The organism is Bacillus sp. MAG717A (genome assembly GCF_036884855.1).
GTDB lineage: Bacteria > Bacillota > Bacilli > Bacillales > Bacillaceae > Bacillus > Bacillus safensis.
In genome coordinates this window covers 1732383-1746680 of sequence record NZ_CP145733.1, presented here as the reverse complement: position 1 = coordinate 1746680, position 14298 = coordinate 1732383, and the positions used below count along the sequence as shown (strand labels likewise).

General features: G+C 44.0%; 16 protein-coding genes. 3 read left to right on the top strand and 13 right to left on the bottom strand.

Going from position 1 to position 14298, the window contains the following annotated elements; genetic code table 11:
- Positions 1-12: 12 nt before the first annotated feature.
- The 11 genes from V6Z54_RS08905 to V6Z54_RS08855 are packed head-to-tail and all read right to left on the bottom strand — an operon-like array spanning position 13 to position 10166.
- Entirely contained in the window at positions 13-468 is a 456-nt protein-coding gene (locus V6Z54_RS08905) for a dTDP-4-dehydrorhamnose 3,5-epimerase family protein (protein WP_338527941.1), read from the bottom strand.
- Positions 461-1315 carry a dTDP-4-dehydrorhamnose reductase gene (rfbD, locus tag V6Z54_RS08900; RefSeq protein ID WP_041087734.1) on the bottom strand — a complete coding sequence of 285 codons (855 nt, stop codon included), beginning with the start codon at positions 1313-1315 and terminating at the stop codon, positions 461-463. Before rfbD ends, V6Z54_RS08905 begins: the two co-directional genes overlap by 8 nt.
- A gap of 3 nt (positions 1316-1318) precedes the next feature.
- Entirely contained in the window at positions 1319-2284 is a 966-nt protein-coding gene (gene rfbB, locus V6Z54_RS08895) for a dTDP-glucose 4,6-dehydratase (RefSeq protein WP_041087732.1), read from the bottom strand.
- Entirely contained in the window at positions 2281-3021 is a 741-nt protein-coding gene (locus V6Z54_RS08890; RefSeq protein WP_041087730.1) for a sugar phosphate nucleotidyltransferase, read from the bottom strand. The genes rfbB and V6Z54_RS08890 overlap by 4 nt, the downstream gene beginning before the upstream one ends.
- 2 nt (positions 3022-3023) lie before the next feature.
- The gene (locus V6Z54_RS08885; RefSeq protein WP_041087728.1) at positions 3024-4052 is read right to left on the bottom strand and encodes a glycosyltransferase; all 1029 of its coding nucleotides are present in this window, start codon (positions 4050-4052) and stop codon (positions 3024-3026) included.
- Entirely contained in the window at positions 4049-4789 is a 741-nt protein-coding gene (locus V6Z54_RS08880; protein ID WP_041087727.1) for a glycosyltransferase family protein, read from the bottom strand. Before V6Z54_RS08880 ends, V6Z54_RS08885 begins: the two co-directional genes overlap by 4 nt.
- Positions 4782-5903, bottom strand: a complete 1122-nt coding sequence (locus V6Z54_RS08875) for an N-acetylneuraminate synthase family protein (RefSeq protein ID WP_073978836.1) — start codon at positions 5901-5903, stop codon at positions 4782-4784. Before V6Z54_RS08875 ends, V6Z54_RS08880 begins: the two co-directional genes overlap by 8 nt.
- A 1-nt stretch (position 5904) precedes the next feature.
- Positions 5905-6780: a GNAT family N-acetyltransferase gene (locus V6Z54_RS08870; RefSeq protein WP_041087724.1), complete on the bottom strand. Its 876-nt coding sequence runs from the start codon at positions 6778-6780 to the stop codon at positions 5905-5907.
- Positions 6777-7955 carry a DegT/DnrJ/EryC1/StrS family aminotransferase gene (locus V6Z54_RS08865; RefSeq protein ID WP_075612103.1) on the bottom strand — a complete coding sequence of 393 codons (1179 nt, stop codon included), beginning with the start codon at positions 7953-7955 and terminating at the stop codon, positions 6777-6779. The genes V6Z54_RS08870 and V6Z54_RS08865 overlap by 4 nt, the downstream gene beginning before the upstream one ends.
- A gap of 21 nt (positions 7956-7976) precedes the next feature.
- Positions 7977-9389 carry a CDP-glycerol glycerophosphotransferase family protein gene (locus tag V6Z54_RS08860; RefSeq protein WP_338527940.1) on the bottom strand — a complete coding sequence of 471 codons (1413 nt, stop codon included), beginning with the start codon at positions 9387-9389 and terminating at the stop codon, positions 7977-7979.
- Between the two features lie 6 nt (positions 9390-9395).
- Positions 9396-10166, bottom strand: coding sequence for a glycosyltransferase family 2 protein (locus V6Z54_RS08855; protein ID WP_338527939.1), 771 nt, complete (start codon positions 10164-10166; stop codon positions 9396-9398).
- A gap of 184 nt (positions 10167-10350) precedes the next feature.
- Here V6Z54_RS08855 and V6Z54_RS08850 point away from each other — a divergent pair, with 184 nt between their 5' ends.
- The 3 genes from V6Z54_RS08850 to V6Z54_RS08840 all read left to right on the top strand — a co-directional run bounded on the left by V6Z54_RS08850 (position 10351) and on the right by V6Z54_RS08840 (position 12498).
- Positions 10351-11016 (top strand): YIP1 family protein, encoded by a 666-nt coding sequence (locus V6Z54_RS08850; RefSeq protein WP_241768933.1) that lies wholly within the window; start codon positions 10351-10353, stop codon positions 11014-11016.
- 192 nt (positions 11017-11208) lie between these two features.
- On the top strand, positions 11209-11751 hold the full coding sequence (gene gerQ / locus V6Z54_RS08845) for a spore coat protein GerQ (RefSeq protein WP_041087716.1): 543 nt from the start codon (positions 11209-11211) through the stop codon (positions 11749-11751).
- A 129-nt stretch (positions 11752-11880) separates the two neighbouring features.
- The gene (locus tag V6Z54_RS08840; RefSeq protein WP_039182316.1) at positions 11881-12498 is read left to right on the top strand and encodes a cupin domain-containing protein; all 618 of its coding nucleotides are present in this window, start codon (positions 11881-11883) and stop codon (positions 12496-12498) included.
- 41 nt (positions 12499-12539) lie between these two features.
- Here the strand turns inward: V6Z54_RS08840 and V6Z54_RS08835 are convergent, their stop codons facing one another.
- Complete coding sequence (locus V6Z54_RS08835) at positions 12540-12911, bottom strand: DUF423 domain-containing protein (protein ID WP_025093833.1); 372 nt, start codon at positions 12909-12911, stop codon at positions 12540-12542.
- 70 nt (positions 12912-12981) lie between these two features.
- A complete protein-coding gene (locus V6Z54_RS08830) occupies positions 12982-14289 on the bottom strand; it encodes a purine/pyrimidine permease (RefSeq protein WP_041087711.1) in 1308 nt (435 codons plus the stop codon).
- Positions 14290-14298: the final 9 nt, after the last annotated feature.

Sequence of the window (14298 nt, the reverse complement as noted above, 5' to 3'; positions counted from 1 at the left end):
GCCCCTCGTTCTCTATTTAAATGTCGTTTCCCAATCAAACCCGATCGTTTCGTCATTCCAGGCGATTCGCTTTTCATCTGGTTTTTTCGGGTCATACGATTCTGTTGTGAAATACACAATTTGCAGCGGCGTCTCACCTAATACACGGTAGCCATGTGCGACACCCTTCGGGATGAGAAGCAGCATCGGATTGTCTTCTCCCATATAATACACATCGGTTTGCCCCTTTGTGGGAGAGTCCTCACGCAAATCGTATAACACGACCTGTGCATGACCTACGGGGAAGAACCAAACGTCGTCTTGTTTTTCATGATAATGAAAGGCTTTGATCACGCCTGGAAAGCTTTTCGACCATGACGCCTGCCCAAAGCGTTTTAGCATCGGTTCATCATCTCGAATGAGCTCTGCAAAAAAGCCGCGGTCATCACAATGTTTCATGAGTTTTTTCGTTTCAACACCATCAATCATGCTGATGCCATCTCCCTTCTTTCTGCAAGTATTCGTGAAGTGCATCCTTCCAATGCCTCGGCTGCCAGCCTGTGGCTTCAATCGCTTGAAGATCTAAGACAGAATAGGCAGGGCGTGGCGTTTGGAAGCCGTACTCTTCCGTGGAAATCGGTTCAATTGTGGCGGACAAGCCGCTTTTCATCACAATTTCTGACGCAAAATCAAACCAGGAACAGCTTTCTCGGTTACTGACATGGTACACGCCTGCCTTCTGATCAAACAAATGAATCAGAGCCTCAGCTACATCCTTTGTATAAGTAGGAGACCCTATTTGATCGTTCACAATGCGTAAATGATCCTTCGTTTCAGCGAGACGAAGAATGGTATTCACAAAGTTATGCCCCTCATGTCCGTAAAGCCACGAGGTACGAATGATTTTCACTTCGTCTGATACAAGCTGAATCAATTCCTCACCAAGCTTTTTACTCTTTCCATAAATGGTTTGAGGATCTGCTTGTGCATCGACTTGGTAAGGGGTGTCCGCCTGCCCGTCAAACACATAATCTGTACTGACATGTAACACATCAGCCCCTGCGCGCTTTGCTTCTAATGCTGTATAGTAGGCGCCAATGCCATTCACAAGATACGCCTTTTCGGTTTCTGTTTCACATTGATCAACAGATGTATAGGCTGCTGCACTGACAACAATATCAGGCTGATAGTGTCTCATCGCATGCCTGACTGCTTGCTGGTCTGCGATATTGAGCATGTTCCTCGTTAAGGCAATGACGGTCATGTCTTTTTCCTTGAGCTGCCTGCTCAATTCTTTCCCTAATTGGCCGCCTGCACCGGTGATTAAAACTTTCATCCGTCACCCTTCTTCGCTCTGATCGTATTTGGCTCGATACCAATTGATCGTTTTTTCGATACCTTCTTCAAATGACGTCTCCTGCGTCCAGCCGAGCTCGCCTTTTAGCTTACTGGCATCAATGGCATACCGTCTGTCATGTCCTTTTCGGTCTTGAATAAACGCAATTTGATCATGACTGATTCCGAGCTGCGATAAAATCGTTTTGGTCAAATCGAGATTTGTTTTCTCGTTGCCGCCGCCAATATTGTATACCTGCCCGGCTGTGCCCATTTCGAGCACCTGTTTCACAGCTCTCGCATGGTCCTCTACATACAGCCAATCGCGAATTTGCTGACCGTCTCCATAAATCGGGATGTTCTCTCCATTGACTGCTTTTCTAATAATGGTCGGGATTAATTTTTCCTCATGCTGATACGGTCCGTAATTGTTGCTGCATCGTGTAATCATCGCGGGTAATTGGTGAGTGTGGATATAGGATTTCACAAGCAGGTCTGAACTCGCCTTGCTTGCTGAATAAGGATTATTCGGTGAAAGTGGTGTTTGTTCTGTGAAAGCAGGATCATCTGGCTCCAAATCTCCATATACTTCGTCTGTTGAAATATGAATGAGCTTTTTCGCCTTTCCTTTTAAGACCGCTTCAAGCATACGATACGTTCCGAGGACATTTGTTTGAATAAAAGGCTCTGCTGATTCAATGCTGCGATCAACATGCGATTCTGCCGCAAAATGAATGATGGCATCATAGACTTCGTCAAATGCTTGATCCAGCTCATGCTGAAGGGTGATATCCCCTTGAATAAAACGAAAATGAGACAACTTTAATAATTCATCCATCTCCTCTGGATGGCTGGCATACGTTAATTTATCAAAAACGGTGAGCCGGACATCTGCATCCTGAAGCAGCAGCTTCACAAAATTCAGTCCGATAAAACCCGCTCCGCCTGTAATTAAATAAGACTTCGTCATTCGGATCCCTCTTTTTTCTTCATCGTTTCAAACATTTTCGCAGATGCTTGGTGGAGAGATTCATGTGTTCCTGCATCAATCCACCACCCTTTTAACATATCATAGGTCAGCTGACTATTTGAGATATACAGATTGTTCACGTCTGTAATCTCTAATTCGCCTCGATCTGACGGCGAGATTCTCTCAATATATTGAAAAACTTCCTGGTCATAAAAATAGATGCCCGTGACGCAGTAAGATGAGCGCGGATACTCCGGCTTTTCCTCTATTGATAAAATCCGTTGGCGCGTGGCATCAATTTCTGCAATACCAAACCGCTTTGGATCTGCCACTTCTTTCAACAAAACCTTGGCTCCTCTTTCTTGCTGCTGAAAGGCTTCAACAAAAGGGTTTAGTGAATCCTCAAATACATTATCACCAAGCATCAGCACAAACTTCTCCCCTTCTACAAAGGGCTTTGCATAGGATAAACCGTCTGATATCCCAGACGCTTCAGGCTGTACCTGATATACGATGTTCATCCCCAGTTCCTGATCGCTTTCTATCAGCTTTTGAAACAGCGGAATTTGTTCTTCTTGTGATATGACCATCACATCTAAAATCCCTGCTTCCTTCAATTTGAACAATGACCAATAAATCATTGGATATGGACCAACCGGCAATAAATGTTTATTGAAAATCTTCGTTAAAGGCGCCAGTCGTGATCCCTTTCCTCCTGCTAAAATAACTCCCTTCACATCTACACATCCTTATGTTCTTTTTGGTGATGATTCATGAGGTGTATAAGAATGTTTTTCACTCGTTCAGTTCCTTTTCCATCTATGAGTGTCCGTCCATTGAGATGAATGCTCCTGCGGAGAAAATAGCTGCCGGACAGTCTTTCCACAGCACGCCGAATATCTTTTTCATCCACAAGTTCACCTAATCCAAGATGGTGACAGGCTCCCTTTTGCGCAAAACGAGCGGCTGTCACTGCTTGGTGGTCTACTTGTGAAAGGACAATGCTGGGCACTCCGATACAAACTGCCTCGTATAACGTCATCCCGCCAGCCACTATTGCCAGATCGGCTTCCGAGAGACGCGCAGATAATTGATCTGTATGACGAATGAATTGAATATGCTCAGCCTCTATTTGTTCTTCAATGCGGGAGGCTTTTCCTGTAACCGCTAAAATGTGTAGGTGGTCAGCTTCGAGCAGTGCTGATACAGCCTTTGATAACAATCCACGCGGGTCACTGCCTCCAAGGCTGATGACCACCTTTTTGCATTCTTTTCGAACCTCATATGTGTCTTTTAATCGGCTTATCTCTTGATCTAACAATAAATAAGGTGTTCCATCAAAATATGCTGTCCCATCTACTTGCATGTGCTTTTCGTCCAGACCGCCATAAATGCCGTTCACGACAACATCGGCAAGCTGACACGCTTCTGCTCTTTTTTCTTCGAATAAAACTAGCCTTGCAGATCCGAAGGACGCTTTGATCAATCGAAGAAATTGGAGGTCACAATCAAGTACATCAATCAGCAAAAGATCAGGATTCAGCTCTTTTAAGTCCTGCTCCATCTGAAGGAATGCCTTCGACTCCTGCACCAAATGAACGTGCCAATCTAGACCTGAGAGCATTTCTACACAAATCTGTTCATTTGTATAGAAATATAAGTCGTTTCCTTCTTGAAGCAGTTGGTTTGCCAGCCGTTTCATTCTGACAACATGGCCCATTCCTCTTAAAAACCCGCCATACACAACAATCATGATTTTCTTGTTCATTCAGCATCCTTCTGTTTCACAAATTGATTCAACCGAACAATATCAGGGTCTTGTTCGCAAATGGTGATGAGTTCAGCCGTAGGCACAGCAATGGAGCCGCCAGCTTTCTCTAGTAAACGGGTCGCAAACTCATAATCTTCTTCTGTATCAATCGTGAATCGATAAGCAGGATATGCAAGTTCTTTGGGCGGTGTGAATAATTGCAGGTGAAATTGCTCAGGATGCTTTCTGATATAGAGCGTGACATGCTCACGCTCTGGCTGCGTAAGGGGAAAATTGTCGATTTCAATTAAAATCTGTGCGTCGATCATTTCCCCGGAAATACCGAGTGGAGTGCCAGCCGTATACGTGTAATCAGCCTTCTCTTGTCTATGTTTTTCAAGCATTTTCGACAAAAGGGCCGGATCTATAAATGGGTTATCTCCTGTTAAACGCACAATGATTTGCGGTTCAAAATGACGGGCAATCTGCGCAAATCGCTGCAGTACATCCGTCTCACTGCCACGAAATACTTTATATCCCTTTGAGAGACAATAATGGGACAGCAGATCATCTTCTGCCTCAACTGTTGTGGCGATCATGAGATTCTGCGTTTTATGATTGTAATGATCTGATTGCTTTACCCGTTCAACAATCAGGTCGATCAGCGCCATACCGCCGATCGGTTTCATCACCTTTTTGGGCAGCCTTGTTGAGCCCATTCTTGCCTGTATGACAAAGAGCACATCATTAATCATTTGGCGTCTCCTTCATGAGTACATCTTTCCACGAAACCCCTGTATGGGCTGGGATATCTCTGACAGCCTTTGCGCCAAGTAAAACCGCCATATACCGTGGATGCAGACCTTGGCTTTTTTGTCCTGGACGTAACACGGCTAGATTTTCTGCGGTCAATGTCTCGCCCTTCGCAATGCCTTTTGTCGTAAAAATGCCTCGATACGCAAATTCACGAATCTTGCCTTCAATAGCTGTTGTCGTTTTATAAGAACTGCCAAGGAGCTCTTCTGGCACTGAATGAGTGTCAGCTTCTTTTAGATGCCGCTGCTTTTCTGCCGCTCGAATATGCTGAACCATTTCCTTCAATTCATCAGGATCAAGAGCAAAGGAATGATCCGCCCCAGGTAACGTTTTATCTACTGTAAAATGCTTTTCAATGATTGCTGCCCCAAGCTTCACAGCGGCCACAGGCGCTTCAGTTGGATGCTCACTATGATCAGAAAAGCCAATGACTGCATCGGGAAATGCCGCAGCTAAGGTTTGAAGAACCCGCAGATTCGTGTAAGCTCTAGGTGCTGGATACTTTGCTACGCAATGCATGATAGCGACCTGCTGATTTTGCTCGCTTGTAATCGCCTCATATGCTTCATGGACATCTGAAATGGTTGCCCCGGCTGTTGAGAAAATGATGGGCTTTTGAAATGATGCCGTGTGACGCATAAGCGGCAAATGATTGATTTCATAGGATGCCAGTTTGAAAGCCGGCGGATCAGTCTGATTCAATAGATCCGCAGATTCTTCGTCACATACTGTGCTTAAAAATAGCAGCCCTTTTTCCGCGCAGCGTGACAATAACACCGGAAGCCATTCTGGCGGTAGCTCCATTTGTTCTACTAAAGAAAAAATGGACACCTCTTCTCCCTTGGCTGTTTCATACAAACCCGGTTCCTTTTGATACATCCGATCAGCTTGAAACATTTGAAACTTCACCGCATCGGCACCTGCTTCTTTTGCCACATCAATTAAAGCAAGTGCCTGATCCAGCTTTCCATCATGGTTAATGCCTGCCTCTGCAATGATAAAGACAGGCGCACCATCCCCCACTTTGCGATCTCCAATATAGAAATACGCCATCTTACCTCTCTCCTTTTTTCGGCCACACATGGTAATACAAGAAGGCATTTTTTGTTCTAAAGCCCAGCTTTTCATACAGCTGAATCGCGGTTGTGTTATGCATCTGAGTTCCGGCAGACATAAACCGGTGCCCTCTCTCATAAGAGGCTTTTATCATCGCTATAACCAGCTTTTTTCCGATCCCTTTTCCTTGTGCATCCGGTCTAATAGACAATAAATCAAGCACCAGTTCATCGCCCTTTGTTACCCCTTGAATCAAACCAATGACTTCACCGTTCACCTTTGCCGCGAGATTGATATCTGCACGTCCGAGTAAATTGTTTCTCATCCATTCCTGAAAGAAATGCTGGACGACATTCTGATCTAAGAAAGGATCAAGTGCATACCGGCTTTTCCCAAAAGCCTGATGAGCAAGTGACACAGCCTCAACGTATTCCTTTTCATCCGGCAGACTGATGACCACATCTTCACCTGTTGATGGCATCTCCATTTGAACAGGCGGTGCCTCAAGACGAGTGAGACCACCTACATAGTACACATGTGACAGCCTTTGAACGATGCGGTTTTTTTCAAGATCAGACACTTCAAGACGTAAAAAGAAAAAATCGCATTTCTCTGTTCTCATCCAATTGATGAAACGCTCCATCAATTCTTGAAAAGCAGACCCTGATTCTGCTTCTACAAACTTCACATGAAAAATATGCTGATCAAAAATGCCGCTTTCCCATTTTGACCATTCATATAACAGAACCGCTTTGAGCTGGGCACCATTAACAAGAGCAAACTGCTTAAAGCCGTTCATTTGTTCCGCTTGTTGGCCGTATTTCTCCAGCCAAGCCGCCAGTACCTGATCATCGATGGAATGAACGACCTTCATGATGATGCCTTCTGTTCTTTTAAAATAGACAACACCGCTGTGATAACATCCTGCACATCTTCATCTGTCATACTTGGATAGAGCGGCAGTGAGAGCGTCTGCTTGTAGTATGCGAGTGACTCAGGGAAATCCTCTGGTGAATAGTGATATGTTTCTTTATAGTATGGATGCAAGTGAACAGGGATAAAGTGAACACTCGTGCCGATTTTATATTCCTTTTGCAGCTGATCAATCAGTTCATCACGCGTGATGAATGCTTCTTTTGGATTCACTTGCAGTACATACAAATGCCATGCATGTCTTCCTTCTTGATGCACAGGTGGCAGGATCAGGCCCGCTTCTTTTTGAAAAGCCTGATTGTATTCTTTTGCAATCTGTTCTCTCCGTGCCTGCATGTCATCTAGTCGGCTTAGCTGAACAAGCCCTAACGATGCCTGCACGTCAAACATATTCATTTTATAACCAGGTTCCTCGACCTCGTAATACCACGTTCCTTTTTCTCCATAACGATTCCACGCTCCCTTGCTCATCCCATGGAGCGCTAGTCTTCTAATTCTAGCTGCAAGCGCATCATCATTTGTTGTCAGCATGCCGCCTTCACCAGTCGCTAGATTTTTCGTTGCATAAAAGCTAAAAGCGGTCGCATCACCAATGGATCCAACGGGCTGACCGTGGTATGTTGTGTAAAGAGCATGGGCAGCATCTTCAAGTACAAATAGATCATACTTTTTGGCAATCGCTAAAATCCGGTCCATATCGCACGATTGACCAGCAAAGTGAACAGGAACAATTGCTTTTGTATGTGGTGTTATGGCCGCTTCTATTTTCTCTGCATCCAGATTGAGTGTTGCTGGATCAATATCGACAAATACAGGCGCTGCTCCCGTATGGATGATTGTATTTGCTGTTGCGCAGAATGTCAGAGGTGTTGTAATCACCTCATCCCCAGCCCCAATCCCTCTTGCCTTTAAGGCTAAAAATAAAGCAGCCGTACATGAATTGACTGCGATCGCATGTTTTGCACCTGTCAGCTGCTGAAATTCTTCTTCAAACTGTCTTACTTTTGGTCCAGTTGACAGCCAGCCGGACTTTAATGTTCCAATGACTTCATCGATTTCTTCCTGCTCAATGAAAGGCAGAGCATAAGGAAGAAATTGTGCTCTCTTTTTTCCCATATCGCTTGCACACCCCTATCTTCATCTCTGAAAATCAACACCAGTTTTTGTTTTGAGCAGAGAAAGCAGAACATCGGTAGATCGCGCATGCGGATAGTGTTGTTTAATAAACTGAGCTCCTTGCTGCTTTGCCAGCTTCATCTCTTGTTCATCCGACAAAATACGAATGGCTTTCTCAGCTAGTTCAACAGGGTCTTCCATATGATAGCTGCCAAGCGACTCGTAATATGGGTATCTTCTGCCTTCTGTCATTTTCCCGATCAGCACACTCTTTTCAAAAAGCATGGCTTCAAGACCAACTGTTGATGTGAGCGTAATCACGATATCCACATATGGCAGTAGGTCATACAGGTCAATTTCTTTTTTAATCAATTTCACATGATTTCCCGCTCGGTCAATAGACACATAGTCGTTTAATCGATTTCGAGCAATTTCCCAAGGATGCGGCTTCATGATCAGCTGAATGTCTTTCCGATTGGCAATCGTTTTAAGAACATTACCATAGAAGGCTTCAGAAAACGGCTGTGTTGCCACAAGCACGGTCTTTTTAGCCGGACTGAAGTTCAATTTACGAAAAATGAGATCCTGTTGAAGCGGTGTTCGCTCCTTCACCAAATCAAACCTCGGATGACCTGTGATTTCCACCTGTTCCGGCTGACAGCCTTTGTCTACATACCAGTCCTTTTCATATTTTCCAAACACCCCGTGGCAAGTCGTGAAAATCGGTAAAAAGGCTTCGTCTCCCATAAGCGCGCCGTGCTGAAGACAGATACTCGTCAGCTGGCGTTTCAATGTTTGCAAAGCGAGTACGCGGCTGTAAGCATCCTCCGTCGTTCCAACAATGACAGCTGCAATCGGCTGCATTTGAAACAGCACTTCTATCTGGTCAATGACATCAATAAATTGCACAATATCCTTCCGCAATTTTTCTCTAAAAAAGACATTGCCAAAGACAGGGTGGTGAGCGTAAGGTTTAAGGAGAGCATTTGCTTTTTCAATATATTCAGCGTGGGCTTCTTTATTAACCTCTCCGGCTAATTCCGGCTTACTGATAACAGGTAATCCGAAATAATCCGCCTTCTTCCAGCGAGCGAACACCACCGTTTGATCTGGATGGAACCGCGTATAATTTTGTTCAGTAAAACGCAGATGTTCAAAGTGAAGCAATACCTTTCCATTCGCCGGACGATAAGTGATGCGCTTCATCTGCTGCTTATGCTGATCAAAAAATGGCTGAATCTCTTCCGGTAATGGACAAGCGGTTGTCAGTTCTTGACCAAATGCTTCATCTTCCATGCGTTCCCTCACTTCAGGACTGATATATTGATAAAAATTGCTGATCAACCCAAGAGGAATTTCCTTGTAGGACAAATCTTTCATCAGATTCACATACTCAAAGTACACCTGCCAATAATGATGAATATAGTGCGACATTTCGGGTCACCTCCCATACCTTTGTTTTAATATACTGCGAAGCTCCCAGCAGGTAGACTGCTCGGGAAGTGCTTGAATAAAGGCACTTTTCTCTTCTTCTGCCAGCTGATAATGAATTGACTGTTCTGTGATGTAATTTGTATCTAATATTTCATCAAAGGGATAGAACGGATAAAAATGATTTAGCCGAAAAAAGAAACGGGCATCCCCTATCCGATAAAAATGCGGACTCTCGTCCCAGTAGGACCCAAATTCATCATGAATTTTTGATAAAATGGATGCACGATGCACAACAGAGCAATGATCTATGGCGCAGGGAGCATTCCATTGCACTGTTTGCGCTGGCCGAATCGTTTCCTTCACTGGCTCTTTTTTGTTATTTAAATAGATCACTTTAGAACTAGAATAGACAATATCTTTACCTGGATGGGCATCTAGATAATGAGTGAGCTTCTCTAAACGGTCCGGGGCATAGACATTGTCATCTGTGGCATAGGAAATATACTCGCCCTTTGCCAGTTCTAATGCTTGATTAATCAGCACGGCGTAGCGAGTTTTCGCTGTTCTTTCTTCCAATGTTTTGACACCGCTTTGGATAAAGTGAACGCGGGGATCTTTGCGAAACGGTTCAATAGCAGCAAGGGTTTTTTCGTTTGATCCATCATCCATGATAAAAAGTTCAAAGTCTGACAGCGTCTGCTGCAGGACCGCTTCAATCGATCTGCCGACGTAAGCCTCCTTGTTGTAGCTCGTCATAATGACAGTTACTTTTGTCAAAATTATCACCTCGGTCTCTTTCAAACTATGTTTATCATATGTGTCTCCTCTTAAAGAGACTGTAGAGTGACCTATTTTTTATAAAATTGTATTTTTTTATTGATCTTTCTTTGAAAAACGTGAACTTTTTGGTAATATAAGTAATCATTTATGTGAATTAAAGGAGTAAAGAACATTGGAAGCTATGAAGAATGATCACTCCCAAGAAGAGGAAGTAAAAGGATTCTTTCGATTTTTTAAAATTTTCGTCGCGACAAAAACGATTATTCGCTCATATCGACATTCCAATATTCCAATTTGGCTGATGATGCTCCTTGCAAGTATCGCCGGTACGGGCTGGATCTACGAAGGGTATTTTAGCGAGTATATGGGCAATCATATTCCATTTCCTTTTATTCTGTTACAAGGGGCGGGATATGGTATTTTGGCAGGCAATATGATTCTATTTTTCGGTGTCCTCATCATCAAGTGGTTAGGGCGTCTCTTTTTCGGCTGTCAAACGGCGTATCGAGATATACTCAAGGTCTGCACACTGACGGTCTTTTTCCCTTCTGCTTTATTTGCACTCACTTGGATTTCCACTGTTGCGATGCTCGGTCCGTATACGTTTGTTAAAATCACACCATATTTAGATCAGCATTATGAAGTATGGTATTATATCAATCTTTTGACTCTTACGGATGTATATGCAAAGACGTGGATATTTGGAATGGCTGTTTTAGGCATTGTCGCTGTGATGAAGCTCAGATTATGGCAAGCCTTCATCATTGTGATCACACCGCCCGCCGCGTTTTTTCTCATCGTGACACTTTTATTTGATGTCCAGCACGCTGTAAACTGGATCATGTAAAAAGGACGAGTACCGATAGAATACGAAGGTTTTTCTCCACTTTAGGAACTGTAGAGCAGTTCCTTTTTTTCGTTCAATGTACATATTCTCCCCTCCTGTCTCATAGTGTGAAAGAGAGAAAGAATGCTATGGAAACAACAGGCGCCTAAACGCCTTCTGTTTAGAACACCATGAGGAAAGAGGAGGAACGTTATGAAATTGAAAAATCAATTTGGGCAAGGTTCGGGTTTCGAAGGTCAAGATTTCCGCCAGCAACAATATGGAGCAAATCCGTATCCTGCGCAGCAGATGGGTTATTCAGTCCCTCCCCAAACGCAGGGTCAAATGCAAGGACAAATGCAGCAGGGGTTTTCACCAATGCCGTCTACCGGCACTTCACAAGGAGGCCAAGGAACGCAAGGCGGCGGTCAGCCATATCAAATTCCTTCTGGACCGATTTATCAGCAAAATGTCACCGGACAGCTGCCTCTTGAGCAGTCCTATATTGAAAATATTTTACGATTGAACCGCGGCAAGGTAGCCACGATTTATATGACGTTTGAGGCGAGTAAGGAATGGAATTCGAAGATTTTTAGAGGCGTCATTGAAGCTGCAGGACGTGACCACATTATCATTAGTGATAACAAAACAGGAACACGATACTTACTATTAACGATCTACCTTGATTACATTACATTTGATGGGGAAATTCAGTACGACTATCCATATTCGATGTCAACATATTCTCCGAGATAATGCCCTGCATGGCAAAAGCAAGGTTCAGGTACCCTTGCTTTTTTCTTTTGTCTAGGTTTTTGTCACACCTCTGGGGCGCGGCTCATAACATGCCTAGTAGTTTTTATCAAAAGCCTAGAGGTGACATCAATGACTGTTGAACTGGATTATACATCACCAAATGTGAAATTTTCATACGATCTGAATCAAAGCCCCCTTGTGAAATACGATCAGCATAACCTGATTAATGTGTTAGGAAAAAAACAATTAAACTCGTTGGATCAAGTGTCCCTGCTGGATATATATTTGAGTAAAAGCAAAGTCGTAGAGCCTCATTATCATCAAAATGCCGCAGAGCTTGTTTATTGTATAGCCGGTTCTGCTGCCGTATCGATGCTGAATCCATTTACAAAAAAACTGCACACCTACACCATTACACCTGGACAGGTGGCAAACGTGCCTCAAGGCTGGTGGCACTATGAAGTCGCTCTCCAAGACAGAACTCATTTGTTAGCCATTTTTAACGCATCAACACCTGAAGTGATCCTAGGCTCAGACCTTCTCACCCTCACCCCTTCTCACATCATGGCTCATACTTATTGCATGAACGAAACACAGTGGAAGCAGGCGACAAAGCCTGTGAAACCAAGCGTGTTTATCGGACCATTTTGCCACCGGGAGGAGGAGTCTCAAACGCATCCTGTCCCTCCATCTCACTACGTCCCTTATTATCAAGCACCGCCCAATTATACTCCTTACTGGAGTTAAGAAAAAAACCGATGCCCCTATGAGAGCATCGGTTTTTTGGCTTATAAATTTTTTGCTGCTGCAATGACAAGCATGATCCAAGAGGCGATAAATGCTACTCCACCAATAGGGGTAATGGCACCTAGAATCTTCACCTGAGTCAATGCCAGCACATAAAGGCTTCCTGAGAAGAAAAGGATGCCTGCAAGCATCACCCAGCCAGCAGCAGGAACCAAGGAGACACCTGACAGCTTATCTGCAAGAAAAGCGACAACAAATAAACCAATGGCATGGAACATCTGATATTGAACACCTTTATTCCATATTTCTATATATTTTTCAGGGATTTTCCCTTCCAGACCGTGCGCACCGAAGGCTCCAAGGCCTACAGCAAGCATGGCGTTAATTGCACCTAAAATGAAAAATAGTTTCATTCGTCATTCTCCTTATCTCGTCAATTATGTTTATCATAGCGCGGGTGAAGGGCGACATTCAACTTTCCCTTTACGTTGACACGAGATTGTCGGATTTCTTTTTCTTTCGTAACAAGACCTGATCGACAACAATCGCAATGAGCGTGCCTAGAACAAGACCGTTGCTTAATAATGAAATGAGCACAGGATGCATTCCTTTCAAGGCCCCCTGAGGCACAAACATCGCCCCTACGCCTGCTAAAACGGCAATCCCAAGAACAAAGCGAATCCGCGGGATTTCTTCTTTCTCATATTGATCAAACTCCGACATCGCAATCCCAATCATAGAAGAGAAGACCACAAAGTTTACAGCAAGCCCCACAGGTGATGGCAATGCAGAGAAAAAGCTCATGAGCAGCGGAAACAAACTAATGAGAACAACAAGCAGACTTCCTATGAAAAAAGGCTTTCTCGAAGGAATTTTGGTTGTCTGGATAAATCCTGCTGCCCCCGAAATAGGTACAGGCGCAATCGCACCGATCAGCCCGCTTAGTAAATGACCAAATGCTGCGACAAAACCAGCAGGACGTGCTCTCTTCCGCTCACGCAGTTCACCAAATGCCTTCACTGAGCTTTCCACAATTCGAATACTTGCCAGCATGTTTACAATGAGTAAAATCGTTATAAAAAAGGACGTGACAAGCAATCCACTGTCAAAGACCGGCATACCGAATGGAAACAGCTTCGGAAACTCGATGATTTGTTCTGGAATTCGTACCGGCTTCGCCAATCCGAGTAGAGCAAATAACAGCCATCCGCCTGCAAGTGCGAATAGCACAGAAAACTGCCTCAAGTAATGCCATTTTGATCGGCTGATCATGAAGGTAAGGATAATAATCAAGATCGATAAGCAAAAGACAAGCCCATCTACTTGATTTCCCCGATAGCCGATCCCCATAAGCCCTTTCATGATTGGCTGACTTAGCTGCACAACAAGAAGCAGCAGGTAAATACCTGTAACGACTGGCGTAAATAAAGACGCGAGCCAATTGATGATTTTAAATAGACTAAAAATAAAAAAGAAAATAGCACTAAAAATTAAAGCCCCTTGTAATGCTTGCAAGGTTTCAGGATACGTCGCAAAGATTGTTCCTGTCATGCCGGCATAAAGGGTATACACACCCCACCAAAGCCCTGCTGGACTTTCATTGATTGGCAGCATATGGCCGCATAAACACTGCACCATCGCCACAAGACCAAGTGAAAAGAAAGTACTTTGAATCAACTCCGCCGATTGCACTTGGTTCAATTCAAATGCTTGTGCAATCGCAATTGGTACGGCAATAGAAGCTGCGATAAAAAATGCCATCCACTGAATGGCGCCCAAAAATAGTTTCAAACAGATCAC

Excerpts from the sequence above, each read along its gene's own strand:
- rfbB (WP_041087732.1), bottom strand. The coding sequence starts at position 2,284 with ATGACGAAGTCTTATTTAATTACAGGCGGAGCGGGTTTTATCGGACTG.
- gerQ (WP_041087716.1), top strand. The coding sequence starts at position 11,209 with ATGAAATTGAAAAATCAATTTGGGCAAGGTTCGGGTTTCGAAGGTCAA.
- rfbD (WP_041087734.1), bottom strand. The coding sequence starts at position 1,315 with ATGAAAGTTTTAATCACCGGTGCAGGCGGCCAATTAGGGAAAGAATTG.
- V6Z54_RS08850 (WP_241768933.1), top strand. The coding sequence starts at position 10,351 with ATGAAGAATGATCACTCCCAAGAAGAGGAAGTAAAAGGATTCTTTCGA.
- V6Z54_RS08885 (WP_041087728.1), bottom strand. The coding sequence starts at position 4,052 with ATGAACAAGAAAATCATGATTGTTGTGTATGGCGGGTTTTTAAGAGGA.
- V6Z54_RS08875 (WP_073978836.1), bottom strand. The coding sequence starts at position 5,903 with ATGGCGTATTTCTATATTGGAGATCGCAAAGTGGGGGATGGTGCGCCT.
- V6Z54_RS08905 (WP_338527941.1), bottom strand. The coding sequence starts at position 468 with ATGATTGATGGTGTTGAAACGAAAAAACTCATGAAACATTGTGATGAC.
- V6Z54_RS08840 (WP_039182316.1), top strand. The coding sequence starts at position 11,881 with ATGACTGTTGAACTGGATTATACATCACCAAATGTGAAATTTTCATAC.
- V6Z54_RS08870 (WP_041087724.1), bottom strand. The coding sequence starts at position 6,780 with ATGAAGGTCGTTCATTCCATCGATGATCAGGTACTGGCGGCTTGGCTG.
- V6Z54_RS08865 (WP_075612103.1), bottom strand. The coding sequence starts at position 7,955 with ATGGGAAAAAAGAGAGCACAATTTCTTCCTTATGCTCTGCCTTTCATT.
- V6Z54_RS08860 (WP_338527940.1), bottom strand. The coding sequence starts at position 9,389 with ATGTCGCACTATATTCATCATTATTGGCAGGTGTACTTTGAGTATGTG.
- V6Z54_RS08880 (WP_041087727.1), bottom strand. The coding sequence starts at position 4,789 with ATGATTAATGATGTGCTCTTTGTCATACAGGCAAGAATGGGCTCAACA.
- V6Z54_RS08835 (WP_025093833.1), bottom strand. The coding sequence starts at position 12,911 with ATGAAACTATTTTTCATTTTAGGTGCAATTAACGCCATGCTTGCTGTA.